This window comes from Bacillus sp. 2175 (genome assembly GCF_057812155.1).
Map to the genome: position 1 here is coordinate 2,041,777 of NZ_CM173819.1, position 23,176 is coordinate 2,064,952.

General features: G+C 32.5%; 32 protein-coding genes and 1 pseudogene. 26 read left to right on the forward strand and 7 right to left on the reverse strand.

The window, feature by feature from the left end; translation table 11 throughout:
- Nucleotide 1 precedes the first annotated feature (1 nt).
- The 5 genes from rocR (at nucleotide 2) to ACXKY9_RS10895 (ending at nucleotide 4,489) form a co-directional block, all read left to right on the forward strand.
- Nucleotides 2-1,387 carry an arginine utilization transcriptional regulator RocR gene (gene rocR / locus ACXKY9_RS10875; protein ID WP_021727614.1) on the forward strand — a complete coding sequence of 462 codons (1,386 nt, stop codon included), beginning with the start codon at nucleotides 2-4 and terminating at the stop codon, nucleotides 1,385-1,387.
- Nucleotides 1,388-1,597: 210 nt separating this feature from the next.
- Nucleotides 1,598-3,019 carry a lysine 2,3-aminomutase gene (kamA, locus tag ACXKY9_RS10880; RefSeq protein WP_000902143.1) on the forward strand — a complete coding sequence of 474 codons (1,422 nt, stop codon included), beginning with the start codon at nucleotides 1,598-1,600 and terminating at the stop codon, nucleotides 3,017-3,019.
- The gene (locus ACXKY9_RS10885; RefSeq protein WP_000995763.1) at nucleotides 3,016-3,288 is read left to right on the forward strand and encodes a YokU family protein; all 273 of its coding nucleotides are present in this window, start codon (nucleotides 3,016-3,018) and stop codon (nucleotides 3,286-3,288) included. The genes kamA and ACXKY9_RS10885 overlap by 4 nt, the downstream gene beginning before the upstream one ends.
- A gap of 72 nt (nucleotides 3,289-3,360) precedes the next feature.
- Nucleotides 3,361-3,576 carry a YozE family protein gene (locus ACXKY9_RS10890; RefSeq protein ID WP_000750717.1) on the forward strand — a complete coding sequence of 72 codons (216 nt, stop codon included), beginning with the start codon at nucleotides 3,361-3,363 and terminating at the stop codon, nucleotides 3,574-3,576.
- Nucleotides 3,577-3,826: 250 nt separating this feature from the next.
- Nucleotides 3,827-4,489 carry a hypothetical protein gene (locus tag ACXKY9_RS10895; protein WP_000101499.1) on the forward strand — a complete coding sequence of 221 codons (663 nt, stop codon included), beginning with the start codon at nucleotides 3,827-3,829 and terminating at the stop codon, nucleotides 4,487-4,489.
- 4 nt (nucleotides 4,490-4,493) lie between these two features.
- Here the strand turns inward: ACXKY9_RS10895 and ACXKY9_RS10900 are convergent, their stop codons facing one another.
- Nucleotides 4,494-4,649, reverse strand: a complete 156-nt coding sequence (locus ACXKY9_RS10900; protein WP_000431487.1) for a DUF3930 family protein — start codon at nucleotides 4,647-4,649, stop codon at nucleotides 4,494-4,496.
- A 149-nt stretch (nucleotides 4,650-4,798) separates the two neighbouring features.
- Here ACXKY9_RS10900 and ACXKY9_RS10905 point away from each other — a divergent pair, with 149 nt between their 5' ends.
- From ACXKY9_RS10905 to ACXKY9_RS10925, 5 genes are all read left to right on the forward strand, one after another.
- Nucleotides 4,799-4,978, forward strand: a complete 180-nt coding sequence (locus ACXKY9_RS10905; protein WP_000658451.1) for a YozD family protein — start codon at nucleotides 4,799-4,801, stop codon at nucleotides 4,976-4,978.
- 110 nt (nucleotides 4,979-5,088) lie between these two features.
- Nucleotides 5,089-5,271, forward strand: coding sequence for a hypothetical protein (locus ACXKY9_RS10910; RefSeq protein WP_000473371.1), 183 nt, complete (start codon nucleotides 5,089-5,091; stop codon nucleotides 5,269-5,271).
- On the forward strand, nucleotides 5,271-6,092 hold the full coding sequence (locus ACXKY9_RS10915) for a serine/threonine protein kinase (RefSeq protein WP_000872051.1): 822 nt from the start codon (nucleotides 5,271-5,273) through the stop codon (nucleotides 6,090-6,092). The genes ACXKY9_RS10910 and ACXKY9_RS10915 overlap by 1 nt, the downstream gene beginning before the upstream one ends.
- Nucleotides 6,074-6,829: a sporulation protein gene (locus ACXKY9_RS10920; protein ID WP_000486631.1), complete on the forward strand. Its 756-nt coding sequence runs from the start codon at nucleotides 6,074-6,076 to the stop codon at nucleotides 6,827-6,829. The genes ACXKY9_RS10915 and ACXKY9_RS10920 overlap by 19 nt, the downstream gene beginning before the upstream one ends.
- 78 nt (nucleotides 6,830-6,907) lie before the next feature.
- Nucleotides 6,908-7,543 (forward strand): phosphatase PAP2 family protein, encoded by a 636-nt coding sequence (locus ACXKY9_RS10925; protein ID WP_000833370.1) that lies wholly within the window; start codon nucleotides 6,908-6,910, stop codon nucleotides 7,541-7,543.
- On the opposite strand, the gene ACXKY9_RS10930 is transcribed toward ACXKY9_RS10925, so the two are convergent.
- From ACXKY9_RS10930 to ACXKY9_RS10940, 3 genes and pseudogenes are all read right to left on the reverse strand, one after another.
- Nucleotides 7,533-8,414 carry a cation diffusion facilitator family transporter gene (locus ACXKY9_RS10930; protein ID WP_000380380.1) on the reverse strand — a complete coding sequence of 294 codons (882 nt, stop codon included), beginning with the start codon at nucleotides 8,412-8,414 and terminating at the stop codon, nucleotides 7,533-7,535. The two genes, ACXKY9_RS10925 and ACXKY9_RS10930, sit on opposite strands and share 11 nt — an antisense overlap.
- Before the next feature lie 353 nt (nucleotides 8,415-8,767).
- A complete protein-coding gene (locus ACXKY9_RS10935) occupies nucleotides 8,768-9,082 on the reverse strand; it encodes a thioredoxin family protein (protein WP_000658787.1) in 315 nt (104 codons plus the stop codon).
- A 265-nt stretch (nucleotides 9,083-9,347) separates the two neighbouring features.
- Nucleotides 9,348-9,497 (reverse strand): annotated as a pseudogene (locus ACXKY9_RS10940) (GNAT family N-acetyltransferase); the annotation flags it as partial.
- A 208-nt stretch (nucleotides 9,498-9,705) separates the two neighbouring features.
- Between ACXKY9_RS10940 and ACXKY9_RS10945 the strand changes: the two are divergent.
- The 3 genes from ACXKY9_RS10945 to ACXKY9_RS10955 all read left to right on the forward strand — a co-directional run bounded on the left by ACXKY9_RS10945 (nucleotide 9,706) and on the right by ACXKY9_RS10955 (nucleotide 11,044).
- The gene (locus ACXKY9_RS10945) at nucleotides 9,706-9,981 is read left to right on the forward strand and encodes a hypothetical protein (protein ID WP_000355687.1); all 276 of its coding nucleotides are present in this window, start codon (nucleotides 9,706-9,708) and stop codon (nucleotides 9,979-9,981) included.
- A 143-nt stretch (nucleotides 9,982-10,124) separates the two neighbouring features.
- A complete protein-coding gene (locus ACXKY9_RS10950) occupies nucleotides 10,125-10,370 on the forward strand; it encodes a DUF3947 family protein (protein ID WP_000500112.1) in 246 nt (81 codons plus the stop codon).
- Between the two features lie 137 nt (nucleotides 10,371-10,507).
- Complete coding sequence (locus tag ACXKY9_RS10955) at nucleotides 10,508-11,044, forward strand: C1q-like domain-containing protein (RefSeq protein WP_002100961.1); 537 nt, start codon at nucleotides 10,508-10,510, stop codon at nucleotides 11,042-11,044.
- A 686-nt stretch (nucleotides 11,045-11,730) separates the two neighbouring features.
- Here ACXKY9_RS10955 and ACXKY9_RS10960 read toward each other — a convergent pair.
- Entirely contained in the window at nucleotides 11,731-11,925 is a 195-nt protein-coding gene (locus tag ACXKY9_RS10960; protein WP_000412556.1) for a hypothetical protein, read from the reverse strand.
- A gap of 237 nt (nucleotides 11,926-12,162) precedes the next feature.
- Here ACXKY9_RS10960 and ACXKY9_RS10965 point away from each other — a divergent pair, with 237 nt between their 5' ends.
- The 8 genes from ACXKY9_RS10965 to ACXKY9_RS11000 all read left to right on the forward strand — a co-directional run bounded on the left by ACXKY9_RS10965 (nucleotide 12,163) and on the right by ACXKY9_RS11000 (nucleotide 19,398).
- Nucleotides 12,163-12,753, forward strand: coding sequence for a hypothetical protein (locus tag ACXKY9_RS10965; RefSeq protein WP_000398986.1), 591 nt, complete (start codon nucleotides 12,163-12,165; stop codon nucleotides 12,751-12,753).
- A 479-nt stretch (nucleotides 12,754-13,232) separates the two neighbouring features.
- Complete coding sequence (locus ACXKY9_RS10970; protein ID WP_000540658.1) at nucleotides 13,233-14,237, forward strand: glycoside hydrolase family 25 protein; 1,005 nt, start codon at nucleotides 13,233-13,235, stop codon at nucleotides 14,235-14,237.
- Between the two features lie 192 nt (nucleotides 14,238-14,429).
- Nucleotides 14,430-15,281 carry a peptidylprolyl isomerase PrsA gene (locus ACXKY9_RS10975; RefSeq protein WP_000727342.1) on the forward strand — a complete coding sequence of 284 codons (852 nt, stop codon included), beginning with the start codon at nucleotides 14,430-14,432 and terminating at the stop codon, nucleotides 15,279-15,281.
- 404 nt (nucleotides 15,282-15,685) lie between these two features.
- Entirely contained in the window at nucleotides 15,686-15,904 is a 219-nt protein-coding gene (locus ACXKY9_RS10980; RefSeq protein WP_000864279.1) for a hypothetical protein, read from the forward strand.
- A 249-nt stretch (nucleotides 15,905-16,153) separates the two neighbouring features.
- The gene (locus ACXKY9_RS10985) at nucleotides 16,154-16,384 is read left to right on the forward strand and encodes a KH domain-containing protein (protein ID WP_000050516.1); all 231 of its coding nucleotides are present in this window, start codon (nucleotides 16,154-16,156) and stop codon (nucleotides 16,382-16,384) included.
- 192 nt (nucleotides 16,385-16,576) lie between these two features.
- Nucleotides 16,577-17,872: an IS21-like element IS232 family transposase gene (istA, locus tag ACXKY9_RS10990; protein WP_000275580.1), complete on the forward strand. Its 1,296-nt coding sequence runs from the start codon at nucleotides 16,577-16,579 to the stop codon at nucleotides 17,870-17,872.
- Nucleotides 17,862-18,614, forward strand: a complete 753-nt coding sequence (gene istB / locus ACXKY9_RS10995; protein WP_000798699.1) for an IS21-like element IS232 family helper ATPase IstB — start codon at nucleotides 17,862-17,864, stop codon at nucleotides 18,612-18,614. Before istA ends, istB begins: the two co-directional genes overlap by 11 nt.
- Nucleotides 18,615-19,062: 448 nt before the next feature.
- A complete protein-coding gene (locus ACXKY9_RS11000) occupies nucleotides 19,063-19,398 on the forward strand; it encodes a YolD-like family protein (RefSeq protein WP_002100962.1) in 336 nt (111 codons plus the stop codon).
- A 208-nt stretch (nucleotides 19,399-19,606) separates the two neighbouring features.
- On the opposite strand, the gene gerPF is transcribed toward ACXKY9_RS11000, so the two are convergent.
- Nucleotides 19,607-19,822 (reverse strand): spore germination protein GerPF, encoded by a 216-nt coding sequence (gene gerPF / locus ACXKY9_RS11005; protein ID WP_001141569.1) that lies wholly within the window; start codon nucleotides 19,820-19,822, stop codon nucleotides 19,607-19,609.
- 207 nt (nucleotides 19,823-20,029) lie between these two features.
- Here gerPF and ACXKY9_RS11010 point away from each other — a divergent pair, with 207 nt between their 5' ends.
- The 5 genes from ACXKY9_RS11010 (at nucleotide 20,030) to ACXKY9_RS11030 (ending at nucleotide 22,600) form a co-directional block, all read left to right on the forward strand.
- Complete coding sequence (locus ACXKY9_RS11010) at nucleotides 20,030-20,365, forward strand: hypothetical protein (protein WP_000651907.1); 336 nt, start codon at nucleotides 20,030-20,032, stop codon at nucleotides 20,363-20,365.
- Nucleotides 20,366-20,409: 44 nt separating this feature from the next.
- Nucleotides 20,410-20,610: a hypothetical protein gene (locus tag ACXKY9_RS11015; RefSeq protein ID WP_000915150.1), complete on the forward strand. Its 201-nt coding sequence runs from the start codon at nucleotides 20,410-20,412 to the stop codon at nucleotides 20,608-20,610.
- A 141-nt stretch (nucleotides 20,611-20,751) separates the two neighbouring features.
- Nucleotides 20,752-21,459 carry an SDR family oxidoreductase gene (locus tag ACXKY9_RS11020; RefSeq protein WP_000823066.1) on the forward strand — a complete coding sequence of 236 codons (708 nt, stop codon included), beginning with the start codon at nucleotides 20,752-20,754 and terminating at the stop codon, nucleotides 21,457-21,459.
- 139 nt (nucleotides 21,460-21,598) lie between these two features.
- Nucleotides 21,599-22,273: a DUF6944 family repetitive protein gene (locus ACXKY9_RS11025; protein ID WP_001070034.1), complete on the forward strand. Its 675-nt coding sequence runs from the start codon at nucleotides 21,599-21,601 to the stop codon at nucleotides 22,271-22,273.
- A gap of 114 nt (nucleotides 22,274-22,387) precedes the next feature.
- A complete protein-coding gene (locus ACXKY9_RS11030; RefSeq protein WP_000990215.1) occupies nucleotides 22,388-22,600 on the forward strand; it encodes a YqaE/Pmp3 family membrane protein in 213 nt (70 codons plus the stop codon).
- A 67-nt stretch (nucleotides 22,601-22,667) separates the two neighbouring features.
- Here ACXKY9_RS11030 and ACXKY9_RS11035 read toward each other — a convergent pair whose 3' ends face one another.
- Nucleotides 22,668-22,874 carry a KTSC domain-containing protein gene (locus tag ACXKY9_RS11035; RefSeq protein ID WP_000777843.1) on the reverse strand — a complete coding sequence of 69 codons (207 nt, stop codon included), beginning with the start codon at nucleotides 22,872-22,874 and terminating at the stop codon, nucleotides 22,668-22,670.
- Nucleotides 22,875-23,176 lie beyond the last annotated feature (302 nt).

The window sequence follows — 23,176 nt, forward strand, 5'->3', positions numbered from 1 at the left end:
GATGACATTGCTAGCAGTTTCGACACAAGAAGTCATTGAAGCGATTTTGGGCAGTATTGATGAGGCTATACACGCTGTAGATGAAAATGGAATTACAATATTTTATAATTCTGTAGCTGCAAAACACGATGGATCCAAGATTGAAAAAGTGTTAGGGAAACATCTGTTAGAAGCGTTCCCGTCTTTATCAAGGGAAACGAGTACATTGATGAAAGTACTAGATACAAAAAAACCTATCGTACATCAGGTACAACATTATCAAAATTTAAATGGTGAAGATGTTTGTACAGTAAATACGACGTTACCTATTTTTATAGATGGGAATATTGCTGGGGCTGTTGAAATTGCAAAGGATTACTCTACAATTCAAAAACTTACTGACACAATTGTTGACTTACAGTCGAAAATAAAGCGATCATCTAGAAAAAAAGTGATTAAAAAGCACGCTGCATTTGAGACGATAGTGACAAATGATACGCGGTTTAAACAGACGAAAGAGTTAGCACAAAAAGTAGCACCAACAGACGCGAATGTTTTAATATATGGTGAAACAGGAACAGGAAAAGAACTGTTCGTACAAGCAATTCATGAAGCTTCTAAAAGAAAAAACAAGCCATTTATTGCACAAAACTGTGCAGCTTTACCAGAGTCGCTATTAGAAAGTTTATTGTTTGGAACGACAAAAGGAAGCTATACGGGAGCGATTGAAAGAGCTGGGCTATTTGAACTTGTTGATGGTGGTACATTATTTTTAGATGAACTGAATTCAATGCCTCTTGATTTGCAGGCAAAAATGTTACGAGTGTTAGAAGATGGAGTCATTAGAAGAATTGGTGATAATAAGACGAGAAAAGTAGATGTTCGTGTTATTACCGCAATGAACCAGCCTCCAGAAATATGTTTACGAGAGAATAAAATTCGCACTGATTTATATTATCGCTTAAACGTATTTTCATTATATATCCCACCGCTTCGTGAAAGAACTGAGGATGTACTATTATTAGCATCTTATTTTTTGAAAGAATATAATAAAAGTTATAAAAAAGTTGTACTTCAAATTGATGAGGAAGCGAAAGATAGACTGCAAGCTTATCAGTGGCCTGGAAATGTCCGGGAGTTAAAACATACGATTGAACATGCTGTTATTATTGCAGAAGGGAATACATTGACAGCCAATTGTTTACCACGTACATTTCGGAAAGAGAAGTTTTCGAAGAAGAAGGGTATAATGCCACTTAGAGAAGCACTTCATCAAACAGAAAAAGAATTAATAGATCAAGCGTTGATTGAAACGGAAGGGAATATATTACAAGCCGCAAAAATGTTGGGTATCCCTCGTCAAACGCTTCAATATAAACTGAGCAAGTACGACAAAACCGCCGAATAATCGGCGGTTTTTGTGTGTTTGCACCAATAAAAGAGCGTTTACATATATAAAAAGTAATGAATATGATGTTAAGTATTGATTTCATACAACGCTTAAAAATATTTTTTCGCTTATGTAATAGGGTTCTCCGCACATTTACTTATCAACAATGTAAAGTTGGCATAACTATTGCTTATATAAAGGATGAGCGTATAAAAAGGGGGAATAGCAATGTTACATGATGTATACAAACCAAATCGTCACTGGAAGGATATCGAATTATGGAAAGATGTTACTGAAGAGCAATGGAATGATTGGGTTTGGCAATTAACGAATACGATCAAAACGTTAGATGACTTAAGAAAAGTGATTAACTTAACACCTGAAGAAGAAGAAGGCGTTAAAATTTCAACGAAAACGATCCCGTTAAACATTACACCGTACTATGCTTGGCTAATGAATCCTGATGATCCACGCTGTCCGATTCGGATGCAATCAGTACCGATTTCGGAAGAGTTATATAAAACAAAATATGATTTAGAAGACCCACTTCACGAAGACGAAGATTCACCAGTTCCAGGGCTAACACATCGTTATCCGGACCGTGTACTATTCTTAGTAACAAATCAATGTTCTATGTATTGTCGTTACTGTACACGTCGTCGTTTTAGTGGACAAATTGGAATGGGTGTACCAAAGAAACAATTAGATGATGCAATTGCTTATATTCGTGAAACGCCACAAGTACGAGATGTATTAATCTCCGGTGGTGACGGACTTCTAATTAATGATAAAATTTTAGAATATGTATTAAAAAATTTACGAGAGGTTCCGCATGTTGAGATTATTCGTATCGGAACGAGAGCACCAGTAGTATTCCCACAACGTATTACAGAAAACTTATGTAACATTATTAAAAAATACCATCCAGTATGGTTAAATACACATTTCAATACATCTATTGAAATTACTGAAGAATCGAAAAAGGCATGTGAAATGTTAGCGAATGCTGGTGTTCCAGTCGGAAACCAAGCAGTAATTTTAGCTGGTATTAACGACAGCGTTCCAATTATGAAAAAACTTATGCATGACTTAGTAAAAATCCGTGTACGTCCATACTACATTTATCAATGTGACTTATCTGAAGGTATCGGTCACTTCCGTGCACCAGTATCTAAAGGTCTTGAAATTATTGAAGGTTTACGTGGACACACATCTGGTTATGCTGTTCCGACATTCGTTGTTGATGCGCCAGGCGGAGGCGGTAAAATTGCACTTCAACCAAACTATTTAATCTCACAAAGTGCAGATAAAGTTGTACTTCGTAACTTTGAAGGTGTTATTACGACGTATCCAGAGCCAGAGAGCTATATTCCAGGAAGAGCGGAAGGATACTTTAAAGAGATTTATCCGAACTACGAAGAAAAACGTTCAGATGTTGGTATCGCAGGTCTTATGAGCGATAAGAAATTTAACCTCGTTCCAGACGACTTACAGCGTATGAACCGTCGTAAAGACTACGAAGATAATGATACTCATGCATCTTTAAAAGATAAACGTGATAAGCGCGATCAATTAAAAGATAAAAAATATCAAGCACAAATGGCTAAGTTAGAAGAAAACGACAAAAAAACTGAGGGTGATGCAGTATGAATTGTATGTGGTGTGACAGTACAGAAGCGAAAGAAAGCTTGAATACTGTATATTGGGAATTACCAGATGGTACGAAAGCCATTGAAATCCAAGAGACACCATGTATTTCTTGTTCCTCGTGTGGGATGGACTATCAATCAGACCATACAGTAAAAGAAATTGAAGATCAATTATTCTTAATTTACACGAAAGATTTACCAAAACAACTAACATATGAAGAATTAATGGGAAGACCGCGTCTATTAAAAAGAAATTATTTCGACTTTTAACCAGCTTTTATGCTGGTTTTTTTCTTTTTTGCCTTGTATAATGTACCCAAGTTAGAAAGGTAGGGAATATTTTTGAAAAAGACATTTTACCATTATATGATGAAGCATCGTGCAGCTTTATTTAGAAATGAAATTTCAGATTTAGCAGAGGCGATGTATGATGATTTAAGTTTTCCGAAGCAATCTGAAGACTATGATGAAATTAGTTCATACTTAGAGTTGAGCGGAATGCTAGAAAGTATGTCTATATTTGATGAAGCCTGGGATTTATACATACAAGATAGATAAAAACTATTTGAAAACATACAGAATACATTACTTTATTTAAAGTGAAGTATTCTGTATGTTTTTTTATTATGAAATTTGTTGATTTGAAGCTAGTCTAGTTACTAGCTTTTGTTTAAGTGTAATGTAAATTTTATAAGATTATATTTTTTATTGAAAAAATTTATGAATATAAGCTTCTGTGATAAGCGTTTTTATGTAGGTTGCATATACTGATATCAAAATCACGACGTCAAAAAAAGGAGAGATAGAGATGGCAAGAAAAAAACAACCTAAATACAACGTAGGGGACATAGTCGTGATTACGCTATATGGAACCGTTGGGAAAATCACAAATATGAAGGTTTTAGATGGAGTTTATGTATACGAAGTCAATAATCACGATGGATTTTACGTAGAGCAAACATTGCAGCACGTTACAGAGCAAGATATGAAAAAGGGCGATACGGAGTGGATTGAATTAAATTATAATTTCACGTTTGGTGATCTTGTGCAAGTAACTGGATATGATAAAGATGTTTTCCGTATTGTTGGTTTTCGTACAGAAGTATGGAGATATAAGAATGACGCATGGGAAGATACAATTTATGAATTGTCACGGATTACGGATGGTGAATGGTTAGAAGCGGATGAATCAGATTTAACGTTACTCGCCAATGCTCAAACGGCAAATGCAATTTTGAAGAAAATGAAACAAGATAAAGCAGGTATGAATAAATTAGATTTAGGAAAGTTAAAGTCAATTAACAACTCGAAAAAAGTGAGTGTTAAGACGAATCGTCAAGAAATCATTGATGGATTACTTGACATTTATAACGATTATCAATTATTGTTCGATACATTTAAAGATGAAGAATATAAAATTGTAATGGATGTTGTTCATAATTATTTAGTTAAATTGACAGAGAAAAAATAGTTAACTAGAAAGAGAGAATAAATTGAACAACAACATATGCAGTATAAGGTATGCCTACAACTATTAAAAAAATAAAAAGCCACTTTATAAGAGAGTCTGCCCATTGATCTTCATGCATGAACTCTTCTTTTGTTTGTCTTACTTCATATTGATTTTCCATTATTATTTCCCCCTTTGAATAGCTTGTACTACAATCGTATGCATCTCGTCCAAAGCTTATGACCTATAAAAAAATAAAATCTATTTTTCTAATCTCATATACATAATTTTGAGATTTTTTCATAAAACAGAAATAAAGGAGTGATGCTCATGAAGGAAATTGAAGTCGTGATTGATACGGAAGAGATTGCGGAGTTTTTTTATGAGCAACTAATTGAAAGAGGGTACGTCCCAAAACGAGAAGAAATTGAAGATCTCGCAGATATTACATTTGAGTATTTATTAGAGAAATGCATGATTGATGAAGTTTTTGATGAAGAGGATGAATGAAAGTAACGACGGGCATAACTCGTCGTTTTTTACTCTTTACAAACCTGTCACAAGTATAGTCAATAATTATTGATATAATGAAAAGGAAATTTTACTCAAGAGGTGAAGGAATGTTCAAAAAAATTATTGATTCTTTATTAGGAAAGAAAAAATATCGTTCGTATTCAAGTAGTGATTATCGTCGTAGAGGGCGCTCGTATTCAAGTAGCGATTATAAACGACGTTCATCTGGTTATGGACATCAACATTATAAAAGAAAACGTAAAAGCCGTAGCTTCTTTTCAAGTAGCTGATGAAATGGCGTCGTGTACTAGCATTATTTGATAGACCACTGCGAAAAAATACAATTGTTGCAGAGCATTATAAAATTGAATCAGTAATTGGAATGGGCAGTTATGGGGTTACATATGTCGTTAATGATTTGCAGATAAATAGATATAAAGTCTTAAAACAATTAAGACAAAGTAAACAAAGATATGAGTCTGGTAGAAAATCATTTGAACAAGAGAAAATGATTTTACAAACATTAAATCATCATGCAATTCCTAGTCTATATGATCATTTCATATGGGAGAAAAAGAGCTTCTTTGTGATGGAGTACATGTCTGGTAAAAATTTTGAAGATTATATTTTCATAGATGGGTATGTATATACAGAACGTGAAGTTTTTGAAATTTTATATGAAATATTAGAAATTGTATCGGTGTTTCATAGTGAAGGCATTATTCACCGAGATTTACGCATTCCAAACATATTAATGAAAGAAAATCAAATTAGTATTATTGATTTTGGATTAGCTAAATGGAAAGGTGAGGATGATGAGCGAGCTACAACTTACGAAGGTGAACAAGCTTTGATGCGAGAAGTTCAATTTCGTAGCGACTTTTATGCGCTCGGTCATTTCTCATTATTTTTATTATATGCAGGATATGAATCTAATGAAAAACAGGAAAAACCATGGTACGAAGAATTAACTTTGGAAAATTATAATCGTGAAATGCTTATGCGAATGTTACAAATAAAAACGCCGTACTATGAGAATGTACAAGATTTAAAACAAGATGTAGCTTCTGCTTTAGAAAGGATGGAGACTCCATGTTTCAAAAGTTTTTAGCAAGCGTTGGTATTGGAAGTGCAAAGGTAGATACTGTTCTTGAAAAAGATGAGTATATTGTTGGGGAAGAAATAGTTGGAAAGGTTCATATAACTGGAGGTTCAGTTAGCCAACAAATTGAAAGCATTTACTTAACATTATCGACGTCGTATGTACGAGAAGTGGATGATAAAAAAGTAACAGCAACATATGATTTAGAGCGAGTACGCTTAACCGAACCTTTTTCTGTAGAACCAAATGAAACAGTTGACATTCCATTTTCTTTTCCAATGCCAATTGAAGCACCACTTACACTTGGTATGAAAACGGTTTGGATTCATACAGGTCTTGATATTAAACGTAGTATAGACCCAAGTGACCGCGACTACGTTCAAGTGTTACCTAATGCATTATTAAGTAGTGTTTTAGATAGTGTAAATGAATTAGGGTTTAAAGCACGTCATATAGAATGTGAAGAATTACCGCATCGATTACGTAAACAAGTTCCATTCGCACAAGAATTTGAGTTTATTCCGGTTTCTGGAGAGTACTACGGCAGATTAGATGAATTAGAATTATTAATTTTGCCACGTGCATACGACCGATTAGAAATAATTATGGAAGTAGATAGAAAATCACGTGGATTAGCTGGTTTATTCGCTGAGGCACTTGATCTTGATGAGAAGGTTATTCGCTTCACTGTAACAAGAGAAGATATCCCTGAGATGAAGCAAAAAATTAATAATTATATTTTTTAATAAACTATGCATAAAAAAGAAATGGAGAGGAAAACTAAAACAACCGCTCCATTTTTTTTGCATAGTGAGGTTATGTATGTGAAACGATATCGACATTTATACTTGCTAAGTTTTACGTTACTCATTTGTTTTGTCGTATTATCACTTTCGTATCATACCGCTTGTATTGAGAACTTTGACAATATAGTCGCACATTTTATTCAAAGCTTTCGAAACGATTATTTGACGACCTATTTTACTTGGGTGTCTTTTATCGGTTCCAAAAGAATATATTTTCCATTACTCATTATTCTTGTAATGTATTTTCTCGTTAGAAAAAAGTTGCTTAGTGCGTTACTTCTAACAATTAATTACTACGGATCTCGTTATTTAAACAGTATGCTTAAACTATGGTACGAACGAGCAAGACCTGATGTCACGCAGCTTGTTACTGCAACTGGATATAGTTTTCCGAGCGGTCATACGATGAATGCTACTGCTTTTTTAGGATTTATTGCATACGTCACAATTACTGAAGAACGTATTTCGTTGCATAAAAAATTGTTAATTATTCTTATAGCAAGCTTTGTTGTATTATCTATTTCAGTTAGCCGAATATATCTTGGCGTGCACTATCCATCTGACATATTAGCAGGATGGGCAGCTGGTGGTAGCTGGCTCGTTTTATGTGTTATATTCCATAAAACGTTCATAAAAAAAGAACCTATGTCATAATAGGTTCTTTTTTCATTGGCTCAACATGAATGTGTGCATGGTAAATTCCAAACTTTTTGCGAAGCATAGCTTCGATGTTGTCGGTAATACAGTGACTTTCTCCAACATCCATGCGAGCATCTACTTCAATTGTAATATCAACGTACGTTTGATTCCCATACATACGTGCTCTAATATCTACAATGTTTTCCACACCGCCAATATGCTCAATAGCATCAGCGTATTCTTCCATTTTATCAGGATCAATTCCATCTGTAAGCATATGAGAAGATTCTACGAAAATCTCCCATGCAGTTTTACAAATAATAAGACCGACAATTAAAGCGGCAATAGGGTCTAAAATAGGCATTTGGAACTGAGAACCGACAATACCTACTACGGTACCAATACTTACGAGTGCATCTGATAAATTATCCTTTGCAGCGGCTTCTAATGATTTACTTTTTGTTCGTGCTGCAATTTTTTTCGTATACAAATACACGCAGTACATAACGACAGCAGAAAATAAAGCAACCCATGCAGCGAGTATATTAGGCGCTGCTTGTTTCGGATTTAAGAAAGATTGAATGGCACTAATAACAACTTCTAATCCGACTGTTGCCATAATGAAGGACGCAACAAGTGATGCGATTTGTTCGGCCCGCGAATGCCCATACGGATGATCTGGGTCACGAGGTTTACGAGATATTTTTAGACCAATTAATATCGCTAAAGAAGCACCGATATCCGTTAAGTTATTTAAACCGTCAGCACGTAATGCGCTAGAGAGGGTAATATAACTGATGATGATTTTCATAGAGGATAAAAATATGTAGGCCATAATGCTGACAATAGCGCCTTTATCAGCTTCTTTATGAGAAAGAGTATCCATTTTAATCACTCACCTTTCTTTAAAGGAATTTCTTTCTATAAATAGAGTATCAAACGAAAGTCGTGTGGGTCTATACAAACATTGTTGACGTTTTATAGCTTTTTAAGAAGGGGATAACAAAGTTTCGTGAAGGAAAAATATGTTGAAAAGTACAAAGTCAGGGTGTAAACCTAATTAGAGTCTATTTACTAAAGAGATAGGAGGGGAGATGGATCAAGAAACGAATACTTTTCTTACTACATATTATTCTTATCATGACAAGGTGTAATTCATTAAACGAGGAAAAACGTCAAAAGATAATTATGAAAACAGATGAAAGCCCTCTGGAAAATATTTTCCAGAGGGCTTTCATCTTAGTATGCTTCTAAAAACTCAGTAACTTGCTCTTCTGTTTTTGCGTTAGCACTATGTAAGTGGCCTAGCTTCTCACCGTTTTGGTATACAAGTAAACTTGGAATACCCATTACTTGATACTCTTCAGCGATACTTGGAAACTCATCTTTATTAATAGAATACCATTCAAATTTATTGAACTCTTCCATTACATCTCCGATAAAGTTGTCCATACGTACGCAATCTGGGCACCATGTAGTAAAGAACTTAACAACTACTGGCTCCTCGCTTGCGATGATGTCTTTGAATTCTTGTTCTGTTTTAATTTCTTTCATAAGTAAAACTCCTTTCAATATCACACGAATTTATATGCAAAATTCGCATTTGCAAACATGTTGCAAACTTATTATTTGTTTTTTAGTTTTGTAGTTCGTTCACACTTATAAAATTGTATGTAACATGGCTGCGCTACTAAGTGTGAAAATAACGGAACCTCACTTTTCTTTATAAGCTTTTTCCAGGATTGTGTCAAATTTTTGAATTTTATACAGAAATTAAAGAAGCCGACACTTTGATTAAGTATGGGCAGAGTGACTAAAATTAATCGCTTATTAATTTCGAATAAATATTTAAATCGATAAGCTTTCCAGCTGATTTTTCGCTTTTTCTCAGAGTACCTTCAAAAGTAAAGTTTAATTTTTCTAATACTTTTATGGAATTTACATTTGCTGGTTCAACTTTTACAAAAATTGAATCAGGTTAGAAATTATATGGTTGTAATGGGAATTGAGGGATATGAATAAAAAAATTGTATCCCGCATTAACGGGCAGTAAGACCCCCACTGATTAAAGTTTCACTTTATTAGGGATTTGCCTTAAACATTTATTACAGTCAAGAATATTTATAATAATATGAACTAAAAAAGGTCCAATTTTTGTAATGTTGGAGGGGATTATTGTGGACATAACTCAAAGCGTGGCAAGAATAGTGATTAATGGGAAAGACCTTTCTTTCACTTCAGTTCAAACCTCTGCATGGAATCATGGACCTGTAAATGATTTAATCATTACGACGAATCAGAGGGTGAATGAGCTTTTTCAATTCATGTGGTCACAAGTACCGGTTACGATGTCGATATATTTTCTTCAAGGGGCGGATTTACTTAGGTTCGTTAGGGTTGCTGGAATCGATGAGCGTGTAACAGGAGAATATGTATATCATTTCATTTGGTAATAAGAAGAATTCAAAGTAGTCTAGCAGCTACTGTTTTATTTTGTCATTTGAATATAAGCGAGCGGACTAGCATTATAGTACCCAATGAAATAAAGAATCATAATATAATGTGTAACAAATTATACGGAAGTGAGTTGAAAATTATGTTTTATTCATATATTAATTCTGAAGCTGGCATGCGACCAGCGTATGGTACGTCTATAACGTATAGTGGAGCACAAAGTACAGTCCAAGCTATTCAGCAAGCATTACAAATGCAACAACAAATGCAGCAGCAAGGAGTACAACCATATTACTCATCCGTAGAGTATTTTTATCCAGTACATCATGTTACACCGTACGGAAGTTCTTTTCTTACTATTCCATATGGAACTATATACAACTTATAACTAGTAAGGAATGAAGTGGTTTATATAAATAAGGGTGCAGATTAATAGCGCCCTTATGAATAAGAAAAATAGCTAGTCCAAACCTTATAAATCAATCTTACATAATATGTAGTAATAAGTTTGAAAGGGGAATTAGTATGTCTTGTTATTACTACTGTAAGTATTGTAAGGAGTATAAAAAGAAGCATCATGATTGTTGTAAGAACACTAGTAAGTGTCATGATAATAAGGACAATCTTGTTAGAGCATCGGCATTTAGAGCTAGAAATACTGTGAATCAAAATGTTCCTGCTAATACTTTTGTGAAAGTGTTATTTCAAAATGAACAATTTGATTTAGCGAATGAGTATAATCCAGCAACATCTATTTTTACGCCGAAGACTAAAGGAGTATATTCTATTATTGGAACGATTGGTTTCTTTCCAAACGATCCAACTTTAAATTATAGAGCGCGTGTAGAAATTCGTGTGAATGGAAACGCAGCGATAGCTATCGATAATGACTTTTTTGGTCCAATAAGTTTTGGAAATGTCGTAAGTGTTTCGACGATTGTTCAATTGAATGCAGGGGATGAAGTTGAGATTTATGCACAAAGTAGTATAGATGGGGTTTTAAGTCCTTTAGAAGATGGGGCACATTTTGAAGCAGCAAGATTTCCTTCTCCAATTAAATAAAACAGATCATTAAATGTTTTTTAGTAGGTTTAGTTAATCCCCTTACCAAATGGTGGGGGAATATTATTGTTTTTCTAAAATATATAAGTAAATAGGTAAAGTGTAGTTTAATTTGTAGAGGTTTCAATCTTCTTCAGATAATAAACAGAATAATAAGTAACATGCTTGTGAAAACTCATTGTTAGTAAGTTTACTAGTTTTCTTATTGAACAGAAAGACGGAATACATAAAAGATCGTATCATTACGTTTTTTCTTTACTATATAGAAATTACATATTGAACACAGCTTTGTATAGGTAATGCTAATACACTGAAAAGAATAACATAAAGGCGATTACACTATATAAAAACAAAATCAATCCTAAGATGAGTAGTATCGGATGCAGCTTGAACATATTTGACCTCCTTGAGTATATAAAGAATTTTAATATATTGTTGGTCAATTTAGAAGGGGGACGGTTATATAAAAAAAGAGCATACATAATAAGTACGCTCCAAAGAAAGATAGGTTTTATGAGTGGATAATCTCCATACGATAATATATGTTCTTTTAATAAAAACGTGTAAAAAATCAATGAATTATCAATGGAATATCATAAAATGAGTAATTTTAGTCTAGGAATGCAGTTATTTTCTTTCTCAGTTATTTTAGGTAACAAAGTTGTGAAAATCGTGCATTATGCGGACTAACAACGGGATAACGATCGTACTTCAGTTACATATTTCTTAAAGTCTGGATATTGCGTGATAGTTTGACATTTAGGGGCGCATAGTTGATTAATTATAGACACATTTGTAATTACTTCGTTACAAGGACCGAAAAATGTAACTTTTAGTTTTGAATTTGGTGGGATTTTGAACACGATAGGTTTTTTTTCCATGAAATCAGCTCCTAATATTGAGTATTATAATTTAAAGGATATAGAGTCGTATTAGTATAATATGAAATTTCAGTGGATTTGCTTATAATAAAGAATTTCATAGTAGTAAAAGTGCTTAAAGATGTAAAGGGAAAATTGAGAATGTGAAATAAGATGTTTAATTAATATAACTGATGCATTTTTTAGTTTTTTACATATTATGCTAGTAAGAATTGTATAAGGAGGTAGTGTAAAATATTGGAAGGGAATGTACAAGTTCAGCTTTCGCCACCTTGGATCACATATTTTAATGAATTGAAAAATTCAATAGGTGCTGATCCAACTGTTACAGTTGGGCCACTTATTCCTGTTGGTGGTAATTATATTATTTTAGTGCATGCGTTAAGCAACGAAAAAGCGAGAGCATTAGTAACTCTTTTAAAATCTTTTGTACAATTTGGGAATGTAAGTGTGACAGTTATTGTAACGAATAATGAGAATGAAATTGTAAATCCATTTCCTTGTCCACTAGATGCATTTGAAATAGCTCATTTATTTCAAGTAGCACTAGAAAATAATCCTTATTTTGAACAAGTTGTGGTACAGCCTCAGTTCCCTGGCGGACCGAATGTTGTCTTTCCGGTTTTCGCTGCGGAAGTCATTCAGTTTTTCAATGACGATATTTCTAACTTATGTCAAACGTTTACAGGTGTTGCTGCCAATGTATTTCGTGATGTAATGAAAGATGAGATTTGTGGTATCCCAATTCTATTTTCCACAAGTTGTGTTATGAGCAGTGAAAATAAAGAATTACAAAATACAGATTTAGCACCAAAGTTGTTTTATTAAACTGTAAAAAGACATTTTCATTAATAGAAAATGTCTTTTTTTATGCACCAATAGTGTTCAGGTTGGAAAATTGTGATTTAAAAGGAGTAAACTTCAATTAATTTAAATTTTTCTAAATCTCAAATTTCATGTAGAGGTAGTAATTTTGACTTAAGAATATATAGAAAATGAGGGATGAAATTTTTTAGTTGAAAGGAAATCGATACTGAAAGTTATAATTTAATAAAACAGGGATTTTTTTCTAATATCTGTAAAAATGATTAATAGGACGAGATTACATAATAAATGAATAGTAGGGTATATTTCGAATGTTTTATGTGGCATACATGTTAAAGTTTATAGAAATATTTCTGAAAGAGAATATATTTTGAAAAACAGTAAAGATTCTTTTTACTTATATTATAGATAGCTAGTTTTAGAGAGCTGAGGCTTACAATAAAACTAGCTATGAATAGGACATTCAAAAGGAGCTGGAATGTATGGGGTATATTGTAGACATTTCAAAATGGAATGGAACTATCAATTGGGATATTGCAGCATCTCAGCTAGATTTAGTGATTGCTAGAGTTCAAGATGGCTCTAATACGGTGGATTTTATGTATCAAAATTATGTTAGTGAAATGAAAAAGCATAGTATCCCATTCGGTAATTATGCTTTTTGCCGTTTTATATCTATTGCTGATGCAAAGAAAGAGGCACAAGATTTTTGGAATCGTGGTGATCAATCTGCTAAGTTTTGGGTAGCGGACGTAGAAGTTCAAACGATGGTAGATATGCAAGGCGGGACACAGGCATTTATTGATGAATTACGCCGTTTAGGTGCGGAAAAAGTAGGATTATATGTAGGGCATCACACGTATCTATCATTTGGAGCACGTAATATTGAAGCTGATTTCGTATGGATCCCTCGTTATGGAGGGAATAAGCCAGCATATCCATGCGATATGTGGCAATATACGGATTCAGGGAATGTTCCTGGGATTGGGAAATGTGATCTGAATCGATTAGTAGGAAATAAGTCACTTTCTTGGTTTATAAATTCGAACAAAGCAAATCAATCTAACATAGTGTATACACAGCAACCAAATGGCATTGGTATTGCAGTTTCGAAATATCCTGATGGATATGGAATAAATTTATATGAAAACCTCATGAATCCTCAATTTACAGGTACACTCACTCAAAAAATTCCATATTTAATCTTAGCAGGTTATTGGGGAGGCGGTGAGCAAGATATGATTTGTTTAGGGAACGATAAGCAGTGGGTATATTTAAAACATTTTAATGTGAAATGGTTTTATGCAACTTCAAAATATCCTGTCGGTTACGGAGTAAATTATTATGAAGAGCCTGAATGTATGAATTATAAAGGAAACATAGATGGATCGACATCTTTTCGAGTGTGGGGTAGAGTGGGAAATGCGGTAGATATCGGACAGAATAGTTGGATACCTGAAAAACATGTAATTATTAAGCAACTATAGAAGCTATATTTTTTTGAGAATTATATAAAGAGCCTTCTTACTATGCATAGTAAGAAGGCTCTTTATATTTAAAAATGAAAATACATGATACATAGTCAACTCATATGAAATGAATTACATGTAGAAAACACACTGTTTTCACAATGACTGTGTATAGTTAATTTGCATAATGATAAAAGTGAGGTATTTGAATTGAAAAAGAAGAAAATATTTATTGGAACAATTATTTCATGCATGATGCTAGCATTATCTGCATGTGGTTCCTCAGACAACGTAGTAACATCAAAAGTAGGAAATGTTACAGAGAAAGAATTAAGTAAAGAATTACGACAACAATATGGAGAAAGTACTTTATATCAAATGATGTTAAGTAAGGCATTGCTAGATAAATATAAAGTTTCAGATGAGGAAGCAAAAAAGAAAGTAGAAGAAGCAAAAGATAAAATGGGTGAAAACTTTAAATCGACTTTAGAACAACTTGGGTTGAAAAATGAAGATGAATTAAAAGAAAAAATGAAGCCAGAAATTGCATTTGAGAAAGCAATTAAAGCAACAGTTACAGATAAAGATGTGAAAGATAACTATAAACCAGAAATGAAAGTAAGTCACATTTTAGTGAAAGATGAAAAAACGGCTAAAGAAATAAAGGAGAAAGTAAATAATGGTGAAGATTTTGCTGCCTTAGCAAAACAGTATTCAGAAGATACTGGTTCAAAGGAACAGGGCGGGGAAATATCTGGTTTTGCCCCTGGACAAACAGTGAAAGAATTTGAGGAAGCTGCGTATAAATTAGATGCAGGCCAAGTAAGTGAGCCGGTTAAAACAACTTACGGTTACCATATTATTAAAGTGACGGATAAAAAAGAATTGAAGCCATTTGATGAAGTAAAGGATAAAATTCGTAAAGATATAGAACAACAAAGACTACAAGATACGACAGGTAAATGGAAACAACAAGTAGTCAATGATTTATTGAAAGATGCTGATATTAAAGTGAATAATAAAGAATTTAAAGATACATTTAAATTTCTAGAAAAGAAATAATGACTGTAATCATAATTAGAAAAGGGAACTCATATAGAGTTCCCTTTTTCTAATTAGTGTGTGAGTTATAAATAGATAGTAAGACAATACAATATTACATTTAAATATTAAGAATTACAATGGAAAATTATGGATTATAATTATTTCAACGAAAGTGGATATTCTACGGTTTTCATTATGCAAGTTTATTACATATATTTACTCTTTAATAATGGATATCGAACATAATTTAAAAAATAATACATATAATGTTTTTGAATAAATATTTAACATGGATAATTAGTAAAAAGCTGAGCATTCGATTGGAAAGGATGTTCTTTTTCATATGAAAATTTTAGGATAAAGAATGAATCGTTTTAAACGCGTCATTTACCACATCAATAAATTAAGGTGGTGGAGAATATATGAAAGTAATCTTTCAAGGAGAGGGCGGCGCGAAAATTTTTGAGTCATATGATGAAAATGTAAGTGATTTATTAGCTATATTAAAAGAAACGAAAGGGATTAAAATCGGGATGGTTGAGTATAAAGTGTTAAAGTACGAACTTAATTATTTTCGTCATCCGAAAAAAGCGGATACAGAGAGAGAGTTACATATAATAGTACAACCTAAGTATATGTAATAAAATATAATAATAAAAATCATTGATTCAGTTTTGTAAAGTTCCATAGAGTATGTAAGAAAAGAGAGTGTTGTAAATGCTCTCTTTTCTTATGCTTTGTGAGTTCGTTCATCATAGTATATGTTTTCAGTTATAGATGGTTAATAAACGATAAAAATTTAAAACTTTTTCGTTTAGGCAGGGATTTTATATTTAAGTAAATAAATATACTATGAAGTATTTTTTATACGAATACTGGAGGAGTATAAAATGAGTTTAGCAAGTTACATAGGCTGTAATGTAGAAATTCCGTTAACGGATCCGGATTCTAATAATCTAATTGTTTTTGGACCGTGTTTTTCAGATGAAAGTATGCTTGAAATTGTACAAGATTATCATTTCCAAACAAATTACACATATGAGGTTTCAACTAGTTGGGGAATTGAACTTGTCGAGTGGCAAAATGTAAAGGAAAAAAAGAAGCGAAAGAAAAACTTTTAACTTTATGGAAGGTTATTTGGAAGATAGAGACTATTTCGAATTATTTAGTTGTTGGGTTGGTGATGAAGATAAGGAACGAGTAGGGGAATTGAACTTAAAAATATAAATGCTAACTTAAATATGTACATTAACGCTTGAATAAATATGTACATTTTCAATTGGATTCTCCATACTGACTCTGAGGTGGTTAGTATGTATATTAAGCTAGATATTCAAACAGAATTTGAGGTTAAAAGTCTTTCAGACTTACCAAATTTTAAAAAACTAATGGGGAACTTAAAAATGAAGATAAATAAAAGTCAATTAGCCAGAGAATTGAATGTGGATCGGCGTACCATAGATAAGTATTTGAATGGTTTTACACCAAAAGGGACAAAAAATAAAACATCGAAAATCGATACATATTATGAAGTGATTGCAGCTCTTTTATCTAGTGATTCTAAACAAATCTTCTACTACAAACGAGTGTTATGGCAGTATCTAACAGACAATCACGGTTTAAAATGTTCACAGTCTGCATTTCGTGCTTATATTAATAGAAAGCCTGAATTTAGAACATATTTTGATGAGGGGAAGCGTATTTTATCAGGTCATTCAGTGGGTGTCCGTTATGAGACACCTCCAGGAGAACAAGCTCAATTAGATTGGAAAGAAAGCATACGATTTGAAACCAAAAGTGGCGAAATCGTATATGTGAATGTAGCTGTACTTTTATTGTCCTACTCGAGATTTAAAGTTTTTCATTTGAATATTTCAAAATCACAAAGTGTTTTAATGTCATTTATGACAGAGGCATTTGAAATGTTTGGTGGTGTACCGAAGGTAATTGTCACGGATAATATGAAGACGGTAATGGATGAAGCTCGAACAGAACACTTTACAGGAACGATTAACAATAAGTTTGCCCAATTCGCTCAAGATTTTGGATTTAAGGTACAACCTTGTATCGCAGGGCGACCAAATACCAAAGGGAAAGTAGAAGCGCCAATGAAACTTCTAGACGAAATTCATGCTTATCAAGGAAGATTCACTTTTGAAGAATTACATGAATTTGTGCAAAAATTATGTGCAAGAATTAATCAAACATTTCATCAAGGGACTGGTAAGATTCCAGTGTTTGCCCTAAAACAGGAAAAGAATCTCCTACAACCACTCCCGAAGAGCGCGATAAGAGATTCCTATATGATTAAGCATAAACTTGTAAAAGTTAATACATCAGGCATGATATCTTACAAATCGAATCAATACTCAGTTCCAGCTGAATATCAAGGTAAAACCGTCGGTTTACAAGTATATGATAATCAAATATATGTTTATCATAACATGAAGTTAATTGTACAACATAAAATCAGCCAATCTAAGCTCAATTATAAAGAAGAACATTATAAAAAAGCATTGGCTAAGTCACTACCTAAATATCCGAACATTGACAATTTGGCGAAACAAAATTTATCAGTAATTGGTGAGGTATATAGAAATGAAGAATAGCTATCAACAATTAACAACAAACCTAGAGTATTTAAAATTAAAACAAATGGCACAACATTTAGGTGACGTAGTCGATTTTAGCATTAATAATGAATTATCCTTCGTAGAGACACTTGTTAAACTGACAAACTATGAGATTGATGTACGAGAACAAAATATGATTCATTCTATGGTGAAAATGGGCGCATTTCCTCATAGAAAGGAGGTTGATGAGTTTGATTTCGAATTCCAGCCGAGTATTAATAAACAACAAATCTTAGATTTTATTTCTCTACGTTTCTTAGAGCAACAAGAAAACATAGTATTTTTAGGACCTAGTGGTGTTGGTAAGACCCATTTGGCCACGTCTATTGGTATAGCAGCAGCTAAAAAGCGAACAAGTACTTATTTTATTAAATGTCATGATTTACTTCAAAATTTAAAACGTGCCAAGATTGAGAATCGCCTAGAATCTCGTTTAAAGCACTATACAAAATACAAATTACTTATTATTGATGAAATTGGGTACTTGCCTATTGATCCGGAGGATGCAAAATTATTCTTTCAATTAATCGATATGCGTTATGAAAAGCGTAGTACCATCCTAACGACCAATATCAACTTCAAGTCTTGGGACGAAGTATTCCAGGACCCTAAACTCGCCAATGCCATACTAGATCGTGTCTTACATCATGCCACGGTGGTCAGTATTGTAGGACAATCCTATCGAATTAAAGATCATTTTAGCAAAGAAAATGATTGATTTTGTACATGCTTAAACAAGCGAAAATGTACATGTTTATCTTGACATTTACACTTAAAAATAAATCATTTTAATATAGATGAATTATGTATTCCAGAAAGAACATTAGTTAGGATAGAAAAATAAGCTTTGAAATATTTTTTAGAAAAAGGCGATTTCACTTTGGGTGAAGTCGCCTTTTAGTTGTTATATGCATGTTATATAAGAAATGAGAAGTTTATTTGATAAAGGAAAAAAGTATGGAGATAAATAAAATTATGTTTTTTGTTAAGAAATAATAAGTATGGCTCTTCTCAAAAGAACGTAAGTTCGTGTATAATAGGAACGAATGTTCTTTTAAGAAGTAACCTAATTATAGTTTAGAAGTAAATTCGAGTTTAGTAAGTATTAAAAATAACTAAGGGATAGTATGGCTAAATAAATGTATAAATGATCAAGGAGATAAAAAATGAACGATGTAAAGATACAAAAAGAAGAAAGAGAGTGGGTTCCGTTTACAGTAATGTCCGAACGACTTTTAAATATGAGAAAGATTATTGGAGAGAAATTAAAAGTACAAAAACCGCTTTTAACAAATGAAGCAAAAGAGAGAATTTCTGATAAATTATTAACGTCATTACTGTCTGAGAAAGAAATATTGGTAACATATTTTGAAGATGGTTACATACTAACAAGCTACATGACTGTTGTACATATCAATCCGGTAAAACAAATTGTAATTTGTACAGACGCTTTTTATAAAACTTACGTATTTAACGCTATGGATATTATTGAAATAACGTAAAAGAAGCTGAGTATTAAATGGCAGCTTCTTTTATTTCTGATTTATGAGACAAATAATACAAGAAAAAGCAGCTAGCTTCGTGCTAGCTGCTGAGCCCCAGGGAAAGGGAGAAAAAGATAGGGTACTCCAAAATCGACAAGAGCTGTCAAACAGCCTGATTATAGTATAGACAAATTAAAATTTTCTATACAGAAAGTTGAACATAAGATTAGGCTGTACCCACTTGGTTTTGATCTGCAAGGTCAGAATCAAATGTATTGGTCGCGCTAACACCGCTAAAAGTATTAACAACAAAACCAACGTTTGATGCGCCGGAACCATTATAAGCTTTCGTATTTTCTTTCGGAGATACGTTGTAGAAATCACCTAAGTTAAATGATCCATTGCTATTTTGTACAACTAAATTTCCTACAACTGATGGCATAATTTTCACCTGCTTTATAATAAGTTGTTAACATTACTATATGGAGTTATAGTTCAGATGGTTCATACAATAAAAATTGTGGAATAGTAAAACGTTTGGAGCGTGGATTTCAATAAAAGTGTGTTAAAATTAATATAATAAAGTTGAGTAATTTTTTAAAAAAATTTGTATAATTGATATATATGAAAATAAAGGAGGCAAAATGTAATGAAAGATATTATGAAAAAAGTTGATTTAACAGATGCCAAATCAAGTAATCTTGTTGCACTAATTTATAGTAATGAAGTTATATTAGTTGAAGACGCATTTTGTCCAAATGAAATAAAATTAAAGTTTAATGAAATTGCAATTTTATCTGCAATTAAAACAGCTCATATTGCGAAAGTGTCTATTAGGAAAGAACTTGAAGCGCTTTTTCATGATACGGGTGTTATATTAGTGAAACAAAATGTTGATTATGGTAGTAGCCAATCTATTACCATGCATTTTGAGCAATTTAAAAAATTGCAAGATGAGATTGAACATTTAAATAAGAGTATGTAATAAAGCAGCTAAATAAAGGTTCTATCATAAAGGTGGAATGTGTTGTGTTGAAAAAGTGGTTTAGAAATTATTTGGGTGAATCGCATTGTAAACATAAATATATTTTTATTAAGATGCAGGATAATGAGGATTTTAAAAAAGGTACATTAGGTGTAGTTTATATTTACCAGTGTGAGAAATGTGGAAAAGAGAAGTTGAAATATAAAAATAATAATGAAATAAACAATGAATTTTTAGATATATAGCAAAAAGTAACCATGATGGTTACTTTTTTGTTTATGTATGCAATATCAAAACTATTACTAAAGTATGAGTTGAGTTGATACTATAGTAAATCGCTGAATAAAAATGAAGAGAGTAAGATATAGGGAAGGAGGATGAGGGAAATGAAGCGAAAAGAAATTAGTAAATCTGTAATTATTACAGGCGTGACACAAGGGTTAGGACGTGCGATGGTTGATCGATTTCATGAATTAGGGTGGAACATATATGGTTGTGGACGTTCAAAAGATAAAATTGAAGAACTAAAAAAACAGTACAGTAAAATACATGATTTCCAAGTAACTGATGTTTCAGATTCTCAGCAAGTTAACAATTGGGCAAATTATATACTTAATAGACATACGGCTCCCAATCTGATAATAAATAATGCATCAATTGTAAATCAAAATGCACAACTTTGGAAAATTACGGCTCAAGAATTTGAAAATGTAATGAATGTAAACGTGAATGGTGTAGTAAATGTAATAAGAGCATTTGTTCCCGCAATGGTAGCTAGGAAAGAAGGAATTATCATTAATATGAGTTCTAGTTGGGGGAGAGAAGGTGAAGCTGAGCTTGCGCCATATTGTGCCTCGAAATTTGCAATTGAAGGTATCACTAAATCTATGGCCCTGGAATTACCCCATGGCATGGCTGTAGTTGCTTTAGATCCTGGAGGGAGTATTAATACTCCAATGCTGAAGTCATGTGCGCCACAATATATAAATGAATCGCCTACACCTGAAACTTGGTCACATAAAGCGATTGAATATATATTGAATATAACAATAGATAAAAATGGAGATTCATTGACATGCCCAGCATGCGTATAAAAAGCACCTTTAAGGTGCTTTTTATATTAGTAGCACATTATATCATTCACAAAATTACATCTGAAAAATAAAATAAAAGATTAAGGGTGAGATTTGTTTGTTTTGAAAGCTTTAGAAAATATTTGAATAGGTGATAAAAATGAATCCAAGCAGTTTAAAAGTGACAGGGGCATGGTTTCAAGTGGGAGGGAATCTTACAGCTGCTATTGGAACGACAAGAGGATTTATTGGAGAAGAGAAAGTTGAATCGGATCTTGTTATTGTAGGAAGCTCATTACAAGCCCTCGGATATATATTACAAATCATTGCGAGCAAGTATGATGATGGGGAAGAAAAAAGAGAAAATCAAAATATAGGCTTAGAGAATCAAAGTAAATTACTTGATCAGATAGGAATTGAGTTATTAGCATTAGGCAATATATCAAATGTAATAGGAACATATTTTAATATAAATGAACAATTGAAAGAAAATGATTATCTTATCATTACAGGGAACAGTTTACAATCGATCGGTGCTTTTTTAGGAGTAGAAGCAGCTTTGGTGGATATAAATGTATTACAGAAAATTATTATACTGGGTAACTCCATGCAAAGTTTAGGGGCTGGATTACAAGCGTATCAAGGTGTTTTAAATGTATTGAAAGATGAGAAAGAAAATAAAGATAATATTTTTGATAAGAAGGATGAGAGAATCATTGCACTCATTGGTATTTGGATACAAGCGATAGGAACGTTAATTTCCGCAATTGGAATAACTGCAATAGAGGAAGAAAATAGGCTAGAAAACAATGAAAAGTCTGAAATACTTATATAAATAGAAGGAGATACATTGATTTTAGAGGCAGGTTAAGATTAAAATGGTAGTAGGTTTTTTTGCGTATATTTTGAAAAGTGATATATAAAATACAAAATAAGGAGTTTTCAAGGGATGATGTATTTATTAGCAATTTTTCTTCCACCTGTTGCTGTATTGTTTTGTGGAAAACCATTTCAGGCAATAATAAATTTCATATTAACATTAATATTTTGGGTTCCAGGAGTTATACATGCAATTCTTGTAGTGCATGATAAAAAAGCTGATCGGCGTTTGAAAAAACAAATTCAAGCATATGATGAAATTAATAAGAGGAACCGAAGATAATTCATCTGTAAAATGTTTTTAAAAGAAAGGAGGATTCACCTCCTTTCTTTTTTAGTGGGTGTTAAGTTTAAATTTTTGTGTGGCGGAAAGAATTTTTAATGTAAGTATTATGATAATAACTTTTAGATTGTGCATGTAATAGGCCAGTATAAATGCTTTCTGGTACATTAAAGAAATCATACATACCATGCTTTAATTGGATTCGCAAAATCATAGAAAAAGGATTATAACCAACAGCAACTATATTTTTTGAGGTAACCGGAGATAGCTTCATTATTATGCAACTCCTTATTTTTCATTTTTAATAATTCTTTGTAGGTAACGGTATTGTGGTGTTGAAATCTTTATAATTAAAGAGGTATTATACCTATATTCAATATATTTAATATTGGTTATACGTAATTATAAGTAAGTTCACACGAAGTTCATATTGATATGCTATTTTTATTTCACCTTTGATTTATTAATAAGAAAATATTGACCATTTGAAAAAAAGGTATATTATTTATACGAGGTAATAAAAATTCACTTCTTTCATTATTATGCTAAAAGGGGCAGCATTATTAGAAAATTAGA

Bases quoted from the DNA above. Each gene is read 5' to 3' on its own strand.
- ACXKY9_RS10985 (WP_000050516.1), top strand. From the start codon at position 16,154: ATGAGTTTAGCAAGTTACATAGGCTGTAATGTAGAAATTCCGTTAACG.
- ACXKY9_RS10935 (WP_000658787.1), bottom strand. From the start codon at position 9,082: ATGAAAGAAATTAAAACAGAACAAGAATTCAAAGACATCATCGCAAGC.
- ACXKY9_RS10960 (WP_000412556.1), bottom strand. From the start codon at position 11,925: ATGGAAAAAAAACCTATCGTGTTCAAAATCCCACCAAATTCAAAACTA.
- istB (WP_000798699.1), top strand. From the start codon at position 17,862: ATGAAGAATAGCTATCAACAATTAACAACAAACCTAGAGTATTTAAAA.
- ACXKY9_RS10955 (WP_002100961.1), top strand. From the start codon at position 10,508: ATGTCTTGTTATTACTACTGTAAGTATTGTAAGGAGTATAAAAAGAAG.
- istA (WP_000275580.1), top strand. From the start codon at position 16,577: ATGTATATTAAGCTAGATATTCAAACAGAATTTGAGGTTAAAAGTCTT.
- rocR (WP_021727614.1), top strand. From the start codon at position 2: ATGACATTGCTAGCAGTTTCGACACAAGAAGTCATTGAAGCGATTTTG.
- ACXKY9_RS10910 (WP_000473371.1), top strand. From the start codon at position 5,089: ATGTTCAAAAAAATTATTGATTCTTTATTAGGAAAGAAAAAATATCGT.
- ACXKY9_RS10915 (WP_000872051.1), top strand. From the start codon at position 5,271: ATGAAATGGCGTCGTGTACTAGCATTATTTGATAGACCACTGCGAAAA.
- ACXKY9_RS11000 (WP_002100962.1), top strand. From the start codon at position 19,063: ATGAACGATGTAAAGATACAAAAAGAAGAAAGAGAGTGGGTTCCGTTT.
- ACXKY9_RS11035 (WP_000777843.1), bottom strand. From the start codon at position 22,874: ATGAAGCTATCTCCGGTTACCTCAAAAAATATAGTTGCTGTTGGTTAT.
- ACXKY9_RS10930 (WP_000380380.1), bottom strand. From the start codon at position 8,414: ATGGATACTCTTTCTCATAAAGAAGCTGATAAAGGCGCTATTGTCAGC.
- ACXKY9_RS10895 (WP_000101499.1), top strand. From the start codon at position 3,827: ATGGCAAGAAAAAAACAACCTAAATACAACGTAGGGGACATAGTCGTG.
- gerPF (WP_001141569.1), bottom strand. From the start codon at position 19,822: ATGCCATCAGTTGTAGGAAATTTAGTTGTACAAAATAGCAATGGATCA.
- ACXKY9_RS11010 (WP_000651907.1), top strand. From the start codon at position 20,030: ATGAAAGATATTATGAAAAAAGTTGATTTAACAGATGCCAAATCAAGT.
- ACXKY9_RS10950 (WP_000500112.1), top strand. From the start codon at position 10,125: ATGTTTTATTCATATATTAATTCTGAAGCTGGCATGCGACCAGCGTAT.
- ACXKY9_RS10905 (WP_000658451.1), top strand. From the start codon at position 4,799: ATGAAGGAAATTGAAGTCGTGATTGATACGGAAGAGATTGCGGAGTTT.
- ACXKY9_RS10900 (WP_000431487.1), bottom strand. From the start codon at position 4,649: ATGGAAAATCAATATGAAGTAAGACAAACAAAAGAAGAGTTCATGCAT.
- ACXKY9_RS11025 (WP_001070034.1), top strand. From the start codon at position 21,599: ATGAATCCAAGCAGTTTAAAAGTGACAGGGGCATGGTTTCAAGTGGGA.
- kamA (WP_000902143.1), top strand. From the start codon at position 1,598: ATGTTACATGATGTATACAAACCAAATCGTCACTGGAAGGATATCGAA.
- ACXKY9_RS10970 (WP_000540658.1), top strand. From the start codon at position 13,233: ATGGGGTATATTGTAGACATTTCAAAATGGAATGGAACTATCAATTGG.
- ACXKY9_RS11030 (WP_000990215.1), top strand. From the start codon at position 22,388: ATGATGTATTTATTAGCAATTTTTCTTCCACCTGTTGCTGTATTGTTT.
- ACXKY9_RS10885 (WP_000995763.1), top strand. From the start codon at position 3,016: ATGAATTGTATGTGGTGTGACAGTACAGAAGCGAAAGAAAGCTTGAAT.
- ACXKY9_RS10980 (WP_000864279.1), top strand. From the start codon at position 15,686: ATGAAAGTAATCTTTCAAGGAGAGGGCGGCGCGAAAATTTTTGAGTCA.
- ACXKY9_RS11020 (WP_000823066.1), top strand. From the start codon at position 20,752: ATGAAGCGAAAAGAAATTAGTAAATCTGTAATTATTACAGGCGTGACA.
- ACXKY9_RS10920 (WP_000486631.1), top strand. From the start codon at position 6,074: ATGTTTCAAAAGTTTTTAGCAAGCGTTGGTATTGGAAGTGCAAAGGTA.